Raw genomic sequence first — 16,884 nt, forward strand, 5'->3', positions numbered from 1 at the left:
CCTTTTTATTGCCTTATGTTTTCGTTAAGTGAATTTCTCTGTCAAACATTTTTTTCATCTGATCATTAAAGCTGTGTGCAATAAAAATTACTGTAGCAGAACTCGATGTGATTTCCCGCAAAATTTGCATTGTCGCTTGCTGGTCAATAGCACTGGTTCCTTCATCAATCAAAAAAATTTCACTTTGGTGAACTAATGCTCGCACCAGAACAATTTTCTGTCTTTGACCACCTGAAATATTCAATTTATTTAAATTGATTTTTTGGTTTAAACCTTCATCAAATTTGGCAATATCGCCAGCAAGTTGAACTTTTTCAACTAATTGTGGCAGTGTCTTTTTTAATTTATCGGAAAACATCGTCATATTATCAGCAATAGTTACCGGAAAAAGCACAGGGTCTTGCGGAATATAGCCAATTTTACTCATATCTGGGTTAATCCTTGAACCATCTTTATCTTTAAATATGATTTGTCCAGAACTTGGTTTAATCTGTCCCAAGACGAGTTTAAACAACGTTGACTTACCAGCTCCGGAGTCTCCAGTTAATAGTATTTTTTCACCGGGTTTCACATTAACATCAGGAAAGAGCAAACTTTCACCATTGGGAAACTGTAAACTAAGATTAGATGTGCTAATCGCTGCTGGAGTCACAATTTTTTCAGTTTGAGTTTTTCTTACTGGTTTTGCGGTTTTAGCAATTTCTTTATTTAGAGATGCCGTTGCCTTCATTTGCCCATAAGAAGTTACTATAAACTGAATTCCTTGTTTCAAGTAGCTTAAGCAATTACCTACTGCGGTAATGACGCCAAACACTACTAATTTTTGCTGAAACAAATATCCGGCTAATAAAAATAAAATCAGTGAAAAAGCCACAGACACTAAGCCGTTGATAACAGTTAATAATTGCATGACACCATTTTGCTTAACATTGGCATCTTCTAATTCTTTAGCTGCGCTACCTGTTACCCTAAATAGTTTTGCCCCACTAAAATAACGCTGTATTTCTGCAAGTCCATTAAGCCATTTTTCCAGACAATCGAGATATTTTTGGTTACTTTGAGAAATTCGAAGCATTGACTTTTGCAAGGGTTTCTCTAACAGCTTGGGTAAAAGTAAAGAGATTACCACCATTATTACAATAGTAACAAGCAAACTCCAATGCAATGAAATCAATAATATAACAGCAGAAACTATGATGACTACTCCGCCAATTAAACTAAAAAAGGGAGTAATATAATTTTGCTGACTTTGGACTACATCATTTGTTAGCCGATTTTGAACTTGTGCCACTGTGTGATCTTTTTGATCTTCATAAAAGTGATTAACAGTTTTCGCTCTGATGGCGATATTATACTGTTCTTCTTGACAAGACAAAAGGTAGTTTGTCAGACCTTGCATTAAATAATCTGCCATTACACATACAAAACTACATAAAATAGTAATTAAAAAAATTTTAAAATTGCCCTGTTGAATTGCCGTAGTTTCTATAATACTGAATACTGTGCCAATAATTAGCAGAGCATAGAAACTAATATTGATTAATAGTAAAACAATAAAACGCAAAGGATTGGTCTTGTAAAATTCTTTAATTGTCATTTTTACTACCCAGCTTTTTGTTTGATTTTAAATGGATCTGATAATCAAACATACCTTTTAGTTCAGGACTAAAGTTATGTGCAATCATCAAAACTGTTTTATCAGTATCGAGCAAGTTACCAATAATTTCATTGGTAGTTTTACTGTCAATTGCGCTAGTTGCTTCATCAAGTAACAGAAATGGTTCTTCATGAATTTCAGCCCTGGCTAAAACCACTTTTTGTCTTTGCCCACCTGATAAATTGCCTTGATCTAAATCAACTGTTGTATTAATTTGTTTTGGAAACTTGGCTAAATCCGGCACTAACTGAACTCTTTGTGTAACTTCTTTTAGTTTGCCAGTCAATTTGCGGTTAAACATTGTAATATTATTAGCAATAGTGTCAGGAAAAAGAGTTGCATCCTGAGCTACATAACCCAGTTGAGCTTTTTGAGGTGATATTTTGGTGCCGTCTTTAGCAGTAAAGAATACTTCACCTGTTTCAGGTTTAAGTTGTCCCAGTAAAACTTTGAATAAAGTCGATTTACCTGTACCTGAGTCACCTGAAAGTAAGACTTTATCACCTTTGTTGATAGTAAAATCAGGATAGGATATACTTTCACCATTTTGATATTGTACCTTCAAATTATGACATTCAACGCCATAAACTTTAGTGCCTTGCTTCTTCCCAGATATTGGCTTTGTCAATTGAGCAATTTCCTGACGCAATTTTTTGGTAGATCTCATCTGCGTCATTGCGCTAATAACTGACCAGAGACCATTAAAAATTGTCGAAGCAAAGCTGCCCGCTATAAACCAATCACCTAAGGTGATAATATGTGCAAAAAATAGCAGCCCACTCCATAAACTTGCACCAATTTGACCAATAGCATTACCCAAGCCATTAATACTAATAGAAATTCCTTGGATTTTTCTTCTATTAACATTGGCTGCTGCCAGTTTTCTGCTATCTTGACCAAGTGCTCTGTCCAAGCGAGCACCCGCACTATAACGACGCAATTCACTCAAACCAGAAAACCAATTTTCAATTGTATTTAAAAATTCGGCATTTTTCTTTGACGCTTCAGCTGTTGAGCTCGATAACTTTTTAGTCATTACTTTTGGTAATGTCAGCACAATGACAGCTGCTATGGCAACGAATAAAATTAATGACCAGTGAAGTGTAAGCAATGTACCTATTGCCATAATTATACTTAACAAATTAGTCCAGACCTGAATCCAGGGAGTAGCATAATCATCAGTTAAAATTTTGAGATTGTTGTTCAACTGGTTTTGAATATTGGAAACTTTATAAGTATTTGACTGATAATAATGGTGCATAAGTTCTGCCCGAATATTATGCAAGCATTCTTGAATTTGTTTATTAAATAAAAATGTTCCTACTGGTAAAAGCAAAACGGAAAAGATTGATATGACAAAATCAACAACCAGCCAAAACACAAATCTGTCCCAATGCCCCTTTGTTAAATCATTAATTGCATATTTAAAAAGATATGTTCCTAGTGTTCCACAAATGGCATAACCTAAGAAAATAATTAGAATAAATACACTACGGGGAATATTAGTTTTCAAAAGTTCTTTCAGTGACATTACCCTTTATCCTTTCATCTTTTGTATGTTTTTATTAAACTTTAATTTTATTTCAAAAGCAATTGAATTTTACTAAGAGGTTAATAAAGTAAACTAAGTGGTAATTCTTTCAAAATAAAAGATCTGCCTTATTTCAAGCAGATCTTCTATCTTTTTTAACCTATTAATGTTTATCTTTTTCATACCGAGTATTAAACAATGGACTAAGAGGCTCGTGTTTTTGAATACATTTAATTGCATCCCCAATAAGCGGGCCAACCGAAACTAGAAGAGTTTTTTCCAATTTCTTTTCTACTGGTTGATTAATAGAGTCAGTTAGCACCAAATTTTTAATCGGAGAATCATTTAACCTTTGAATAGCGGGTCCTGATAAAACCGCATGTGTAGCACTGGCATAAACTTCGGTAGCTCCAGCATCTATCAGAGCCTGAGCAGCAAGAGTAATCGTACCAGCAGTATCAATCATATCGTCAATAATAATTGCACGCTTACCTTTCACGTTACCAATGATATTCATTACTTCAGATACGTTAGCCCGCGGACGACGTTTATCGACAATTGCAATTGGAGTCTTTAAAAACTCGGCTAATTTACGAGCACGGGTTACACCACCGTGATCGGGAGAAACCACAACAGCATTTTCATGCAATTTGTTTCTTAAAAAGTAATCAGCAAGTAATGGTGCACCCATTAAGTTATCAACCGGAATGTCAAAGAATCCTTGAATTTGTGGGGCGTGAAGATCAAGAGATAAAACTCTAGTTGCGCCAGCTTCTTGCAACATATCAGCAACTAGTTTAGCAGTGATTGGTTCACGGGGTCTGGTTTTGCGATCTTGCCGAGCATAGCCATAGTAAGGAATTACGATATTAATTGTCTGCGCACTGGCGCGGCGCACAGCGTCAATCATGATTAACAGCTCCATTAGGTTATCGTTGACCGGCACACTGGTTGACTGAATTAAATATACATCTTTGCCCCGCACTGATTCATCAATGTTTATTTGAATTTCGCCATCACTAAAGCGTTGAACACTGGACTTACTTAAGGGCACCCCCACACGCTCCGCAATTTTTTGGGCAAGCGGAACATTTGAATTAAGGGCAAACAGCATCATATTGTCTTTATAAGACATAATTTCCTCCGTATTAAATTTGTTAACAACTTATTATTTTACCAAAAGTTGTCTGAAAAAGTTACTTCCTTTATTATTATTCAACTTTAGTTGGTGACATTCAAGCCCCGAATACTAGATTATCTTGGAAATTGCATAAGTTTCAAAGTAAACATAGAAATTTAAACAAACAAAAATCTGCTATTTTTGTTCATTCATAGATCTAAAAATAATGTTTTGGCCTGCACCAATTTGATTCAAAAGCGGTAAGTCTTGAGGAACCACTCGTCCTAAAACATTGACTTTCTTATCTGCTGGTAAATCACACTTAGTTATTTGTAATTCACCTTGATAACGCAGATATAATTTGTTATCACAGGTAATGGTTCCCTTAGGACGTGAACTTACTTTTGTCTCTGGTTCTGTGTTAAAAAGTTGACGCCTGCGCCCCTCCGTCAACCTAATCACATCTCGCGCAACATCTGGACGATTGCTCCATTCATAATTGAATAATTCAGGCAAGTTTTCATCAACGTGAAGTGTAATAGTCCGCTGTTTAATGTAATTTTTAAAACAGTCAATCATATTCGTTGTTAAAGAGCCATCCCCAATAAAGACGTGATCGCAACCAAGCTGTTTCAATTCCAGTGTGGCAGCTAAAGGATTCTCACCTCTATGTTTTTCAAGAGTTGGCAATCCAGCATGAATAGGTCCACGCAGAATATCATCGCCCGCAACAAACGCCATCGTCTCCAAATTCATTTGGTGTAACCAATTATTTTTTTGTGCCAACCATTTTGCATCTAAGCCGGTTTCCGGACGAGGATAAAAGTTATGCCAAGCTTGTAAATTTTCAAAACTGGCGCCGTGTTCTCGTAAAGCTGTGATGTCATCTTCATTTATAGTGCTGGCATTCAGAGCAATTGGCATTTTCTGCGAAAGTTTGGCTATAGTAGCTGAGGACACACCATCATCTATTCTTAAGCCAGTTAATCCCAGACTTTTAATCTGCTTTTCGTTATCTAGTGCAATGCCTAATTGCTCTAGTCCCTCCTCTGAAACGTCGGCAATGATATCTGTTTCTAAATTTTGACACCACTTGGTTAATTCAGCTAATCTTTTCAAAACAACTTTTTGATCATCTTCTGGTATATGCAATGAAGTAAAAACAGTAGTCAATCCCGCATTACGCATTGCCAGCAGATAATTATAGTCATCAGCCGTAAAATCGCGGTTGAGATACATTGAAAAACCTAGCATAGTAATTTAATTCTCTTCCTTTATATGAAATCACTTACATGTACAATTATACTATTTTTTATTTAGAAAAATGCATATTAAAAAGCCATGAGCAATTGCTCATGGCTTTAATAATTAAATTAACTTAGTTAGATTCTCGTAATATAAATGTACTCCAAGGCTCAATGTCTTTCAACAGATCCAAATCATCTGGACAGATATGACCAACAAGATTACGTCTGCCATCATTTGCAAAGGGAGTTAAAACAATTTGTAATTCTCCCTTGTAGCGTGGATATTTATCATTGACAACAACTATATCTCCTCTTTCAAAAGAGGCTTTATCGTTATTATGTGCAGGAATATCTTCTTTAGCATAAACGACACGGGGTTGGGTATCACGCAACAAAAATTCCGAAGCATCACCGCGATACAAATGCGGCTTTTTAAGACAAATTGCCTTCTCAATTGGCAAAATATCTTGTTCAAATTCACTTCCTAAAGCAGGAAATGAACTGTTAAAAGCTTTCGCAGCAGCAGCTAGTTCATCTTCACTAGCAAACGCGTTGCCAAAAATAATATCATCAATTTTTTTACTCAAGCGCAAATGTGTTACTTGACTAAAAATGTCTCTTTGACGATCGCTTTCCATTGTTGGTAAACCTTCATGAACAGGCCACGGACCGAATTGAGCATTTTTAGATGAAATAAACGCAGCGGTATGTAAACCATAGTCACGATACTTTTGTGAATATTCATTAAAAATTTTCTCACTTAATCCCGTGTATTCTTGAGGATAAAAGTTATGACAACCAATCAAATTATCAACTTCAGGGTCATAAGCCATAATACTATCCAAATAATTAGTACCACGACTCATATTAAGTTCTATTTTTAACCCATATTGATTATGAGTCATGGCGGCTTCTTCCATACCGCTGAAGCCCTCATCTAACCTTAAGCCCCAAACGCCTAAGTCATGGAAAAAGACTAAATCATTATAGTCAATTTTTAATTCTTTAAATAAAACGGGATTAATATCAACTACGGTTTTAAACCCTAAATCATTTGCATAAGCAACGTCTTTTTTTAACTTGGCAAGTAAATCTTCACCGCTGGCACTCTTTAATTGCAAGAGTGAAGAAAAAATTCTGCTGTAGCCATACTTGTGAGCTAAATCCATATATTCTTTATCCTGCTCAAATGTACTTTGTTCGGGATAAAGGGAAATACCTAACTGTTTCATAAAATTATTGCTCCTTAAACTTTATTAACTTTTTCAGGATCCATGTTATTAGATGCAATAACGAATGGTACATAGATTAGGAAGCCAACAACCATATTAACAATTTGTAAGATAACTGAACGCCAGTCAATCGTAGCGATTATTGCGTTAAGGAATGGCGGCATTGCCCAAGTAGTCTGTACTGCAACCGGACTTACCCAGCCGAGACTCAGAACACCGTAGGCAATTGATACCATAACTAATGGAGCAAGAATGAATGGAATAATGTAAATTGGGTTCAAAACAATTGGCATACCAAACATCATAGGCTCGTTAATGTTGAAGATTCCAGGTACGAGAGAAACCTTAGCAACAGCACGTTCATCTTCACGTTTTGAAAAGGCAAGAACAGCTAGAATAAGTAACAGTGTTGAACCTGCACCACCAATCCAAACGTAAAGGTCGAAGTCGCTTCTAGTCCACATATATGGTAAAGCTTTTTGCATCTTGTGGGCATTAACGTTAGCGATTAATGCTGTTGTCCAAATACTTTCAGTAACTGGAGCAAGAACATTGGTACCATGAATACCAAAGAACCAGAACAGTTGTACTAAGAATACAATTAATAATAATGAACCATAGCCTTGACCCATCTTCATTAATGGCTCTTGAATTGTTTGAGCAATTAGGTCAATAACCGTAGTGTTCTTTAAACTAAATAGATAATCAATAATACCGACAACAAACAAACCAGCAGTTGCTGGAATAATACCAGTAAAGGCATTAGAAACAGCAGGTGGCACACTTTCAGGCATCTTAATAGTAATATGTCTCTTAACTAAAGCAATATAAACTGCAACTGAAATAGCACCCATAATCATTATGGTAAAGAAGCCGTAAGCACCAAAGTACTTGTTAAAGTTAAACCAGCCCCAGGCACTGACATTTTTACCGACAACAGCTGTACCAGCATCAGTTAAGGTCTTTATATCACCTTTAGTAAGAGCATTTTTCAAATCAACTGAAAAGCTCTGAGGCAAGCTCATAATAAATGTGCCTAGTGTAAGAAGACCACCCGCAATGGGTTCAACTTTATACTGCACACACATCTGATAACCAAAGGTAAAGGCAAACAGCAAGCCCAAAATAGCAGTTGATCCTGTCCAGACCATTGCATTGATACTGATCAGCCATTGCATTGAGTTAACAACACCCATCCAGCCTAAGTTGGTGGGAACGTCTCTAAAAATGGCATTCAATACACTAGCAACAGAACCAGCTAACATTATTGGCATTATCGAAATAAAGGCGTCACGTAAAGCTACAAGCCAGCGAATTGAACCAATCTTGGCTGCAACAGGTACTAGATGCTTGTTTAGCCAATTAATTATAGCATTCATAATATTTCCTCCTACTAATATTTCACTACAATTGTATTATAGCACATTAAATGGAAACGTTTTACTATAAATCGGTGAAAAATGTTGTGGCAGTAAGGTTTAGAGCTTTGGTATAAACCAAATTAGTCTTGTATTTCAATATATTTATAGCTTTTGAATATAAATGGTATATACCATATTTTTCTTAAAAAATTTTTTAACCTTTTTGTTTATGCTATAAAAAAAGAAATTATTAAATTTAAATTATTGCCACCAATGAGTTAAATATATGATGTTTACAAAATTATGGTTACACCTTGTCCTTGTATGGTCGGTATGTCTCATGCTTGGTTGAATATTCCACTATGCTTTTTATCCTGTTATCAGAAAAAGCTATTAGAGAAACACCGTCAAAACAATATTCCTGCTTTTCTTTAGCATCAAAAAACCAAGTAACTACAAACTGGTTAGAGGAAGTATAAGCCATGCTCAAAATATCCCATTTTAAAACTGTCTGCTCTTTAGACTTCGAATTGATATAGGCTTTTAACTCATTTAATCCCTTATAAGTAGCACCATAACATTCACGGTAATAGACATCTTGGGTAAACCAGTTATCAAGTCTACTAAAATCGCTTTCTAGCCATGAATTAAAATATTCTCTAATAATCTTTTCCTCAGTGAAAAGTTGCTCAGTTGTGTGCATCATTTTCCCTCCTGTCGGTTTTCATTTTGACTTTCAGAATCTATCAATATTATAAGCTTAAAGTCAAACAGCTATATATAAAATTCAAAAAAGAACGCAGTTCACATTTTCAGTGAATTGCGTTCTTTTTAGTTTATCTGATTTTATTTACACTTTATTTATTTGTCGTGACGTAATCAGTGATAGTTACAGGTTTTTGGAAACCATTAGCACTAATAATTGTCAGTATCGTATTATTGTTGCTAAATTGCACAGCACTCTTGTCTACACCATTTACGCTGGCAACTAGATCAACAATTTGACTGGCTTCAGTTAATGACAAGTTCTTTAAATCACTAACAACTATCTTTTTACCATTTAAAGCTGCCTTAGCAGTATTAATTTTACTTAAAGCATCATTTACTTGAGTAACAGTTGACTTAGCAGTGTTAACCTGACTTCCACTGGATATAGCCGCGTCATAAGCATCGCGCAATGATTTAGCAGAAAGCTTGTAAACATCACTGGCTTTAACAGTTGTATCTTGACTCAAAGCATCCTGCAAAGCTTTTTTATCAGTTGCTGAAGCATATGTATTTTCATTCTTAGCTGCTTCTGGAGTGTTGACTGGTGATAATTTAACACCATTAACGTTACTAATATCCGATTCTCTCAGGTAGCCATTTTTATCACTTTGCAACTTGTAAAACAGTGCAGATTGGTTTTCAGCTGCTACCCAAATATAACGCAATTCTGTTACACGTGCAGTGTGGCCTTTAGCAAAGGTCTTAGTTGATTGTAGAACTCCTTTATTGTTGTAGACATTAGCTGTGCGAGCCAAAGTAACAGTGGTCACATTTTCGTCACTTTCAGGCTTTGAATTTGCAGGCTCAAGTTGCTTGCCAGTAACAATTCCCACATTATTCTTTTTAACCCATTGATCATTACCTGGGTAATTAACGTCATTAATATGATAATAAAGCTTTTTACCTATATATTGTAATTTATCAACTGTGACCTTTTCACCACTCCTAATCAGAGTCTTGGTGGTTTCACCGTTACTATCATAGACATAAGCATTGTGATTAAGAAGAATTACAGTTGGGTCGTTTTGATTATCGCTTGGTACATTTTCATTTTTACCAGGCTTCTTATTTACTGGCTTCAGTTTAGCACCACTGGTTTTACCAACATTTGCGGCTTTTATAAACTGATTACTTTGACCACCAATTCTGTAAAACAACTTTTTACCAATATAAATTAACTGGTCGACGGTAACAGTTTGACCTTTCTTAATTTTCTTCTTGTCTGTTTTGCCTTTAGCATTATAAATATATGAATTATGCTTAATTTTTGCAGTAGCTACTGGTGCACTTTTAGTCACCTTTTTACCATTAACATAGCCAACATTAGCAGCCTTAATGAAGGCATTATTACCAATGCTGTAATAATCCTTCTTATTAATAGTTACTTTACTACTAAATGATAGAGTAATGCCTTTAGCAATTTTAGTGTTTTTAGCACTACCCATGTAGGTCTTCAAGCGTTTACCATTTTTGTCATAAACATAAGCATTATGACTCAACTTAATGGTATTCTTCTTTGTCGTCTTTTTCTTAGCGGTAGTCTTGTTAGCGGCCTGAACCACAACAGCTTGACTTGCACTAAGCACAGGACTGACACCTATTAATGCAGCAGCAGATACCATTAATAATTTTCGACTAATCTTCATTTGTTTCCAACCTCGTTATTTTTAAAATTATATCGGTACATAATATTGTATACTTAAAAATCGCTAATTCAAATAGCTTAAAGCATTACTTACCTTTTTTTAACACTCTTGCATCAATGTAAAATGTCTGCAAAATTCTTTTAATCTAATTATTGTTACTTTCTGCTTCTTGGCGCATCTTGTTTTCACTAATAGCGGTATAAATTAAGAAAATTAATGCCGCAAATGAGGCAACGTAAAGAACCGAGTTGCTGGCTATCCAGCCAAATTTATCAACTAGTATCCCGATTAAAGCTGTTGCTAGAGTTTCACCAAAAATGTATTGGAAAAAGCCCATGAAGCCCGTTGACGCACCTACTGCATATTTCGGGACAACCTCATTAATCATTAGTCCCACAAGTGTCAGCGGTGCGTAAATCAAATTACCCATTATGATTAAAGCGGCAATTATCAGAGCATGATTATTACTGAAAAAATATAGCGTTAAGCAAATTAATGTCCCAATTACGCAGGCGATTGAAACTAATGCGCGACGTCCTTTTAAAGCATCTGAAATCGCTCCAATAATAATTACTCCCGGAACTGATGCTAATTCAAAAATGCCGATAATCCATTTAGCAGCTGCCGGATCGAAGCCTTTATTCTGGACCAAATAAGATGGGATCCAGCTCTGAATGCCGTAGCGAACCAGATAAAGTGACATTGAAGTCAGAGTAACTGCCCAAACTAATTTATTTTGCAAGATATACTTAACAAAAATTTGGCCCACACTCAAATCAGTCTGATCCGCAGTAGAAACTTGGCCATTATCCAGAATAACTTTGTCACCTGTATAAGTAGAAATATCAGGTAACCCGACCACCTTAGGTCTATCAGCACCCAAAACTAAAATTAAGATGCAAATGATAAAGGAAACTGCTGAGGATGTATAAAAGACAGCTGGAATTGAACCTGAAAAAAGGAAAACCGCCAGTTGCACTATGGCCACACAAATAAATGAGCCGGCATTATGTGCTGAAGACCAAATGGAATACATTGTTCCCCTCATTCTTGGTCCCCACCAGAGCTGAATCATTTTTTGGCAAGCTGCAGCCCCCATTCCTTGTGTGACTGCCATTAAAAACATTAACAACATCATTAAATAAAGGTTGTGAGTTGAACCTAAAAAAATATTTAATATTGCAGACAATAACAGTCCTACCATTAAATACCGGTTGGAATCACACCTATCTGCCAATACTCCCATAAAGAGTTTTGCTATGCCGTAGCCAATACCAAAACAAGACAAAATGAGACCAATATTAGCTGTAGAGAAATGATATTCTTTCATAATATCATTTTGTTCCGTGGTAAATACAAGGCGAATGATGTAGTACCCAATATAGCCAATACAAGTTGCTAGTAAAACTCCTAGTTGCCGCCATCTGTATGTTTGTGCCACTTTTTCTTTAGGAACTAGCATATTCGAATCAGGCTGTTTTAAAATCCATTTAAACATCATAAATGCCTCCTCCCCTTCAGGATATCATAGAACTTTCTCAATACTTAAAATGGTGCAACTAATTTGAAACATAACAAATCATGCATTGCGGCAACTGTATTTTTCCTTCGTATTTTAGCAAATTAAATAAATTATATAACAATATTATTTAGATATATATATATGAATTTTAGCTGCCTTATTTTGAACAGTTTTTTTAATATCATCATCTAATTTTTGCCTATAAAAGCCAATTATTGTTATCTAAAATTTAATGCTAGCGTTATCTTTATTTAATTTACGCTGTCTTATTTTTGCAAAACTTGTTATTTATAAACTAATACTTTACAAAACGCAATAATTGACATTTATATCATCATCTACTAAATTGATAATTATATAGTAAATGGAAATTAGAAAGGAAATTTCTATGTTAGGAAAGAATAATTACAATGAACGGGTGAAAAAAATGGCAAGGCAGGCTAAGCAAGACCATTTCTCAATTCGTAAATTGAGTATCGGTACTACTTCTGTATTGCTTGGCTTTACTTTTTTAGGCTTAAACAGCAAAACAGTTAAGGCTGATACAGTTGTTCCGCCTCAACTAACTGAGAAGAATACCTATTCTCAAGCAGAAATCTTTTCGCAAGACAGCAACAAAAATACCGCACGAGATATATCTACTACTACATACAAAACAAACAAGCCAGAAGGGGAACCAAATTTAACCGCATTTTCTGGCTTGAGTTCGTTTTTGAGGGAGAATAATAGTAACAGTAAACAAAATGACACTGCTCAAACAGATCAAACTGCTGCCAATGACGACCCAGACAAGGTAGAGCCTAATGCAAATAGTGTAGACAACAATGATATTAACAAAGGTACTGAAGACAAAACAGGCATTAACAGCGATAACTCGGACAAAGAAGAGCCCCATACAGACGATACTGCTAAGCAGGAAACTGGCAAAACAGATAAAAATAAGGACGCCGCAAAGTCTAAGATCACCGCAAAAGATGCAAAAGACGCTGGTAAAAAAGTAAGCGTTGGTAACTGGAAGGATTTTATTAGCGCCCTAACCAATAGTAATGTAAGTGAAATTGATATTACCAATAATATTAGTGCTGACAGAGAGACAGGTCATAATCGCCAGGCTTTTCAAGGTAGAAAATTATTAATTAAGTCTGCAGGTAATGCGAAATATACCCTTGATTTCAAGAGCAACCACCCTACTCTTACCGGTAATTCTTCTTTAGATATTACTTATGAAAACTTAATACTTAAAAGTACAGACTATTATGGTGTCGCTGATACTTACAATATGACTAGAGGACAAACAGCTAAAATCACTTTTAGAAATATTGATTTTTATGGTTCACAATTAACATATACCAAAAATAATACTGACATTATTTTTGAAGGCCAAATTCACGCGGAAACTGTCAAAATTCCAAGCAATATTGGCGGTTGGTTTGACGGTAATAATCAGCAACTTTTAGAATTTACCAACAGCAATAATAGCATTACTTTTAAAGCAGGCTGCCACTTTGACGGTTCGACATTTGGTGGTACCTTGATTGAAATGAGAGGAGAAGGCAATTCTCTTAATGTTGAACAAGGAGCAGTTGTTGACCTGACCCCACTTAAGACGTACGATGGCTCAAATGGTGCTAATAACAGTGAACACGGCAATCCAGTCAGTGCCATTTTCATTAGTGACGATGCGCAAGTAACTGTTCACGGTCAGGTGAACATTAACATCGGGCAAAGTGAAGGAATTAAGTATGCGGGCAAGCAAAATAATGGCCAGGCCAGAGCCATTTATTTAAACAACGCCAATTCAAAGGTCAATATTAGCAAAAATGGTGCAATTACCGTTAACACGAATGGTAATATTTCAACTAAAAATAAGCAAAGCCTGATTTATATTGGGGGCGATTTTGCCATTAACTCAGGTGGTGCTCTCAAAATTACCGGGCAAAACATGGGCAATTATAGTGGTTCGCTAGTGCAAATTGACGGTACAGCTAACGTGCAAAACGGCGGCTTTGAAATTCAATTAGTTGGTGATGCCGGTACTGGTGCAATAAAACTGGTTGATGTGGCCAATACTGGGCAACTGATTGTTAATAACCCTACTTCTCTTGTGTTAGATGCTCATCTGAATAACAATGATCGCACCAGTATTATCGGTGATAATAAAATCACCGTGACAAATGTTCGCCAGTCCTTAAACCTTGGTGAACTGTTAAATGGATCTGCTCTTGGCAGCAACTTAGTCTTGCCGCCTTTTCATGTTTTACAAGTCGAAAAAACTGCTAAAACTGTCGCAGTTAACAAACTGGAAGTATTAAACGGTCAAAGGATCTTCGACTTAGAAAAAGTCAAAAAAGATAGCCCCCAGCTTAGCGCCATTCTCAGTAAAGCACCTGAAAACTTCCAGAAATTGCTGCAAAATTACAATCATCAAAGCTATGACCAGCTCTTTCGAGCCATCGTGGAAGCAGCTTTTTCCAATAAAGACAACCCAGGCTACAATAACATCAGATTTACACCGGCTAATCAAAGCGGCTTCTTAGACATAGACCCAGAAGACGTGACAGTAACTAATCAAGACGATGGCTCCAAGCTGGTCAAAGGTCACGTATTATACTATGATCCTGCCAAAGACGGCCCAGATAGTGACAGCTTTTTTAAAAACATCTTACCTGGTGGTACCGAAGCCTATGTCTTAGCCAGGTTTAAAGATAGTGGTGTATACAGAAATGGTCAAGCTGTTATTGATTCAACAATCGCTAATCCCTACGCTGAAACTGTTGATACTTATCGCGGTGAAGCAAATGATTTGGCAGCATTACCTACCAAATTTGCCGCTAAAGTTGCTCCTGATGGCTCCTTCACCATTACCATCCCTGCCGAAATTACTACCAGGATGGCTAAAGACGCCACAATTCAACTAACTCCTCACGCAAACTTCATTGAATATAGTCCGTTAGACATTGCCAGTGGCGACCGCCCTACTACAGTTAGTCTTGGAATCAAACCATTTAGCGAGGTACAGCAAGAAGCAGCTCAGGAAATTACTGATGCTATTAATGCTGCTAAAACTAAAAAGCCGGCTAATTTAACTGCAGATCAGGAAAAAGCATTCTCTGATGCACTGAATGAAGCTGCCCAGTATGCTGCTACCAATAAAAATAGCAATTATGATTCTAAAAAATCAGTTTATGGCGTCCAATTATCCAAGACGGCAATCAGTGAAATAAATAATAGGAAAAAGACAGCTTTAGACTTGGTCAATAAGGCTATACAAACAGCCCAAAGTCAAGGAGAATATGAAAAAGCTAAAGCGGCTGCAATTGACAAACTAACTCAGCAAGCTGAGGAGCAAGTTAAAAAGTTCCCTACACAAGAACAATCTATCACTGCTGCCAAAAACCAAGCCATTAATAAAGTACAAGCTGCTGCCACAAATAACACCAACATCGATCAGGTTGTTAGTGACGGTATTAACGCCATTAATCAGGCAGGAAAAGATTACCGAGATAATGTAAAAACTGATATTAACCAGGCAATTACAAAAGTCGAAAATGCTATTAACGCAGCCGCTAAAGATGAAAATGTTAAACCACCGGTAGACGAGTTAATTAACGGCATAAAAGACAAGCTCAAGCGGCCAAAAGAAATTGTTGCTCCTGACGGTGATCTTGATCAAGACGAAAATGAAGCGGCTATTAATAACCATCAAAAAGAAGCCAAAGCTCTACTCCCAAGTGTGCAAGATACCATTGATGCAATTGCAGCATTAGAAGCTGCTGCTAAAAAGCAAATAGCACAGTATGGTGATGATCGACCTGAAATTCAAGCTGCTTTAAATCAAGCTATCAAAGATATTATTAACAGCAATAATCCTAAAGATGATCTTAACAATGGTATTGATAAGATTAATGGCACACATACGGATAAAGTAAAAGACCAAGCAGCAAAAGATATTAAGGAGACAGCTGCTCAAGCTAAAGAACGGATTCAAAATTCTGATTTAACAGCGGATGAACAAAAAACATACCTTGATGAAATAGATGAAGCAGTTGCTGCTGCAACAGCTACTACTGGTGATACTGCCAAATCTATTTATGGCACTGATGACGGTGAAATTATCAATAAGAGAAAAGCTGCTGCTAAAAGTTTAATTAACAAAGCAGCTGCCAAAGCTGAAATTGCTGGTTATACTAAGGGCTACGAGAATGTCCTTGGTCAAGTTGGCCAAGCCGAAACCGCCATGACAGATGCCCTAGCGGCAATTGATAAAATTGAGAATAATGCTGCAAGTAGTCAAAATATTGTCCAAGCAGAAGCAGCAGCTAAAGAAAATATCTTAAATGCTTTTAAAGAAAATGCTAAAGCTCAAGTTAAGGCAGACGCAGAGACAGCTAAAAGCAATTTAGGAGTTGAACAAGAGTCTAATATTGATGAGGCTGTCACTAATGCTACCAAAACGATTGCCAGTCATAGCTCTGCTCTTGACATCAAGCAAGATATTACTGACGGCAAAAAGAACGTTTTAAATGCCTATAAGGCTGCTGCTAAAAAGCAAATTGAGCAAGATGCAACTGAAGCTAAAAACAATTTAGGAGTGGAACAAGAAGCTAATATTGATGAGGCTGCCACTAATGCTACCAACACGATTGCTAGCCATGACTCACTTACCGCTATTAATCAGGATATTACTGACGGTAAGCAGAACGTTTTGAGTGCTTATAAAACTGCTGCTAAAAAGCAGCTGGAAGCAGTTAAACAAGACATTGTTAACAAAATTCAGAATAATCCTAATTTAACGGCCAA

10 protein-coding genes are annotated in these 16,884 nt (G+C 36.3%); 1 reads left to right on the forward strand and 9 read right to left on the reverse strand.

Annotated features, from left to right (window positions below; all coding sequences use genetic code 11):
* Window positions 1-13: 13 nt before the first annotated feature.
* The 9 genes from Q0R51_RS06750 to Q0R51_RS06790 form a co-directional block, all read right to left on the reverse strand.
* Window positions 14-1,597, reverse strand: coding sequence for an ABC transporter ATP-binding protein (locus Q0R51_RS06750; RefSeq protein ID WP_294757581.1), 1,584 nt, complete (start codon window positions 1,595-1,597; stop codon window positions 14-16).
* Window positions 1,587-3,188, reverse strand: a complete 1,602-nt coding sequence (locus tag Q0R51_RS06755; protein WP_294757583.1) for an ABC transporter ATP-binding protein — start codon at window positions 3,186-3,188, stop codon at window positions 1,587-1,589. The genes Q0R51_RS06750 and Q0R51_RS06755 overlap by 11 nt, the downstream gene beginning before the upstream one ends.
* A gap of 163 nt (window positions 3,189-3,351) precedes the next feature.
* A complete protein-coding gene (locus Q0R51_RS06760) occupies window positions 3,352-4,323 on the reverse strand; it encodes a ribose-phosphate diphosphokinase (RefSeq protein WP_122026427.1) in 972 nt (323 codons plus the stop codon).
* 180 nt (window positions 4,324-4,503) lie between these two features.
* Window positions 4,504-5,562: a DUF871 domain-containing protein gene (locus Q0R51_RS06765; protein WP_294757585.1), complete on the reverse strand. Its 1,059-nt coding sequence runs from the start codon at window positions 5,560-5,562 to the stop codon at window positions 4,504-4,506.
* 124 nt (window positions 5,563-5,686) lie between these two features.
* Window positions 5,687-6,787, reverse strand: coding sequence for a DUF871 domain-containing protein (locus Q0R51_RS06770; RefSeq protein WP_294757587.1), 1,101 nt, complete (start codon window positions 6,785-6,787; stop codon window positions 5,687-5,689).
* 14 nt (window positions 6,788-6,801) lie between these two features.
* On the reverse strand, window positions 6,802-8,166 hold the full coding sequence (locus Q0R51_RS06775; RefSeq protein WP_046325441.1) for a PTS sugar transporter subunit IIC: 1,365 nt from the start codon (window positions 8,164-8,166) through the stop codon (window positions 6,802-6,804).
* Window positions 8,167-8,455: 289 nt separating this feature from the next.
* Entirely contained in the window at window positions 8,456-8,854 is a 399-nt protein-coding gene (locus tag Q0R51_RS06780; RefSeq protein ID WP_294757590.1) for a nuclear transport factor 2 family protein, read from the reverse strand.
* 151 nt (window positions 8,855-9,005) lie between these two features.
* On the reverse strand, window positions 9,006-10,562 hold the full coding sequence (locus Q0R51_RS06785) for an SLAP domain-containing protein (protein ID WP_294757592.1): 1,557 nt from the start codon (window positions 10,560-10,562) through the stop codon (window positions 9,006-9,008).
* A 145-nt stretch (window positions 10,563-10,707) separates the two neighbouring features.
* Complete coding sequence (locus tag Q0R51_RS06790; protein ID WP_174795120.1) at window positions 10,708-12,060, reverse strand: MFS transporter; 1,353 nt, start codon at window positions 12,058-12,060, stop codon at window positions 10,708-10,710.
* 412 nt (window positions 12,061-12,472) lie between these two features.
* On the opposite strand from Q0R51_RS06790, the gene Q0R51_RS06795 reads away from it, so the two are divergent.
* On the forward strand, window positions 12,473-16,884 hold a 4,412-nt coding region (locus Q0R51_RS06795; RefSeq protein ID WP_294757593.1), incomplete at its 3' end, for a pectate lyase-like adhesive domain-containing protein.

The organism is uncultured Lactobacillus sp., from assembly GCF_946477725.1.
Taxonomy (GTDB): Bacteria; Bacillota; Bacilli; order Lactobacillales; family Lactobacillaceae; genus Lactobacillus.

Bases quoted from the DNA above. Each gene is read 5' to 3' on its own strand.
- Q0R51_RS06750 (WP_294757581.1), bottom strand. From the start codon at position 1,597: ATGACAATTAAAGAATTTTACAAGACCAATCCTTTGCGTTTTATTGTT.
- Q0R51_RS06755 (WP_294757583.1), bottom strand. From the start codon at position 3,188: ATGTCACTGAAAGAACTTTTGAAAACTAATATTCCCCGTAGTGTATTT.
- Q0R51_RS06760 (WP_122026427.1), bottom strand. From the start codon at position 4,323: ATGTCTTATAAAGACAATATGATGCTGTTTGCCCTTAATTCAAATGTT.
- Q0R51_RS06765 (WP_294757585.1), bottom strand. From the start codon at position 5,562: ATGCTAGGTTTTTCAATGTATCTCAACCGCGATTTTACGGCTGATGAC.
- Q0R51_RS06770 (WP_294757587.1), bottom strand. From the start codon at position 6,787: ATGAAACAGTTAGGTATTTCCCTTTATCCCGAACAAAGTACATTTGAG.
- Q0R51_RS06775 (WP_046325441.1), bottom strand. From the start codon at position 8,166: ATGAATGCTATAATTAATTGGCTAAACAAGCATCTAGTACCTGTTGCA.
- Q0R51_RS06780 (WP_294757590.1), bottom strand. From the start codon at position 8,854: ATGATGCACACAACTGAGCAACTTTTCACTGAGGAAAAGATTATTAGA.
- Q0R51_RS06785 (WP_294757592.1), bottom strand. From the start codon at position 10,562: ATGAAGATTAGTCGAAAATTATTAATGGTATCTGCTGCTGCATTAATA.
- Q0R51_RS06790 (WP_174795120.1), bottom strand. From the start codon at position 12,060: ATGTTTAAATGGATTTTAAAACAGCCTGATTCGAATATGCTAGTTCCT.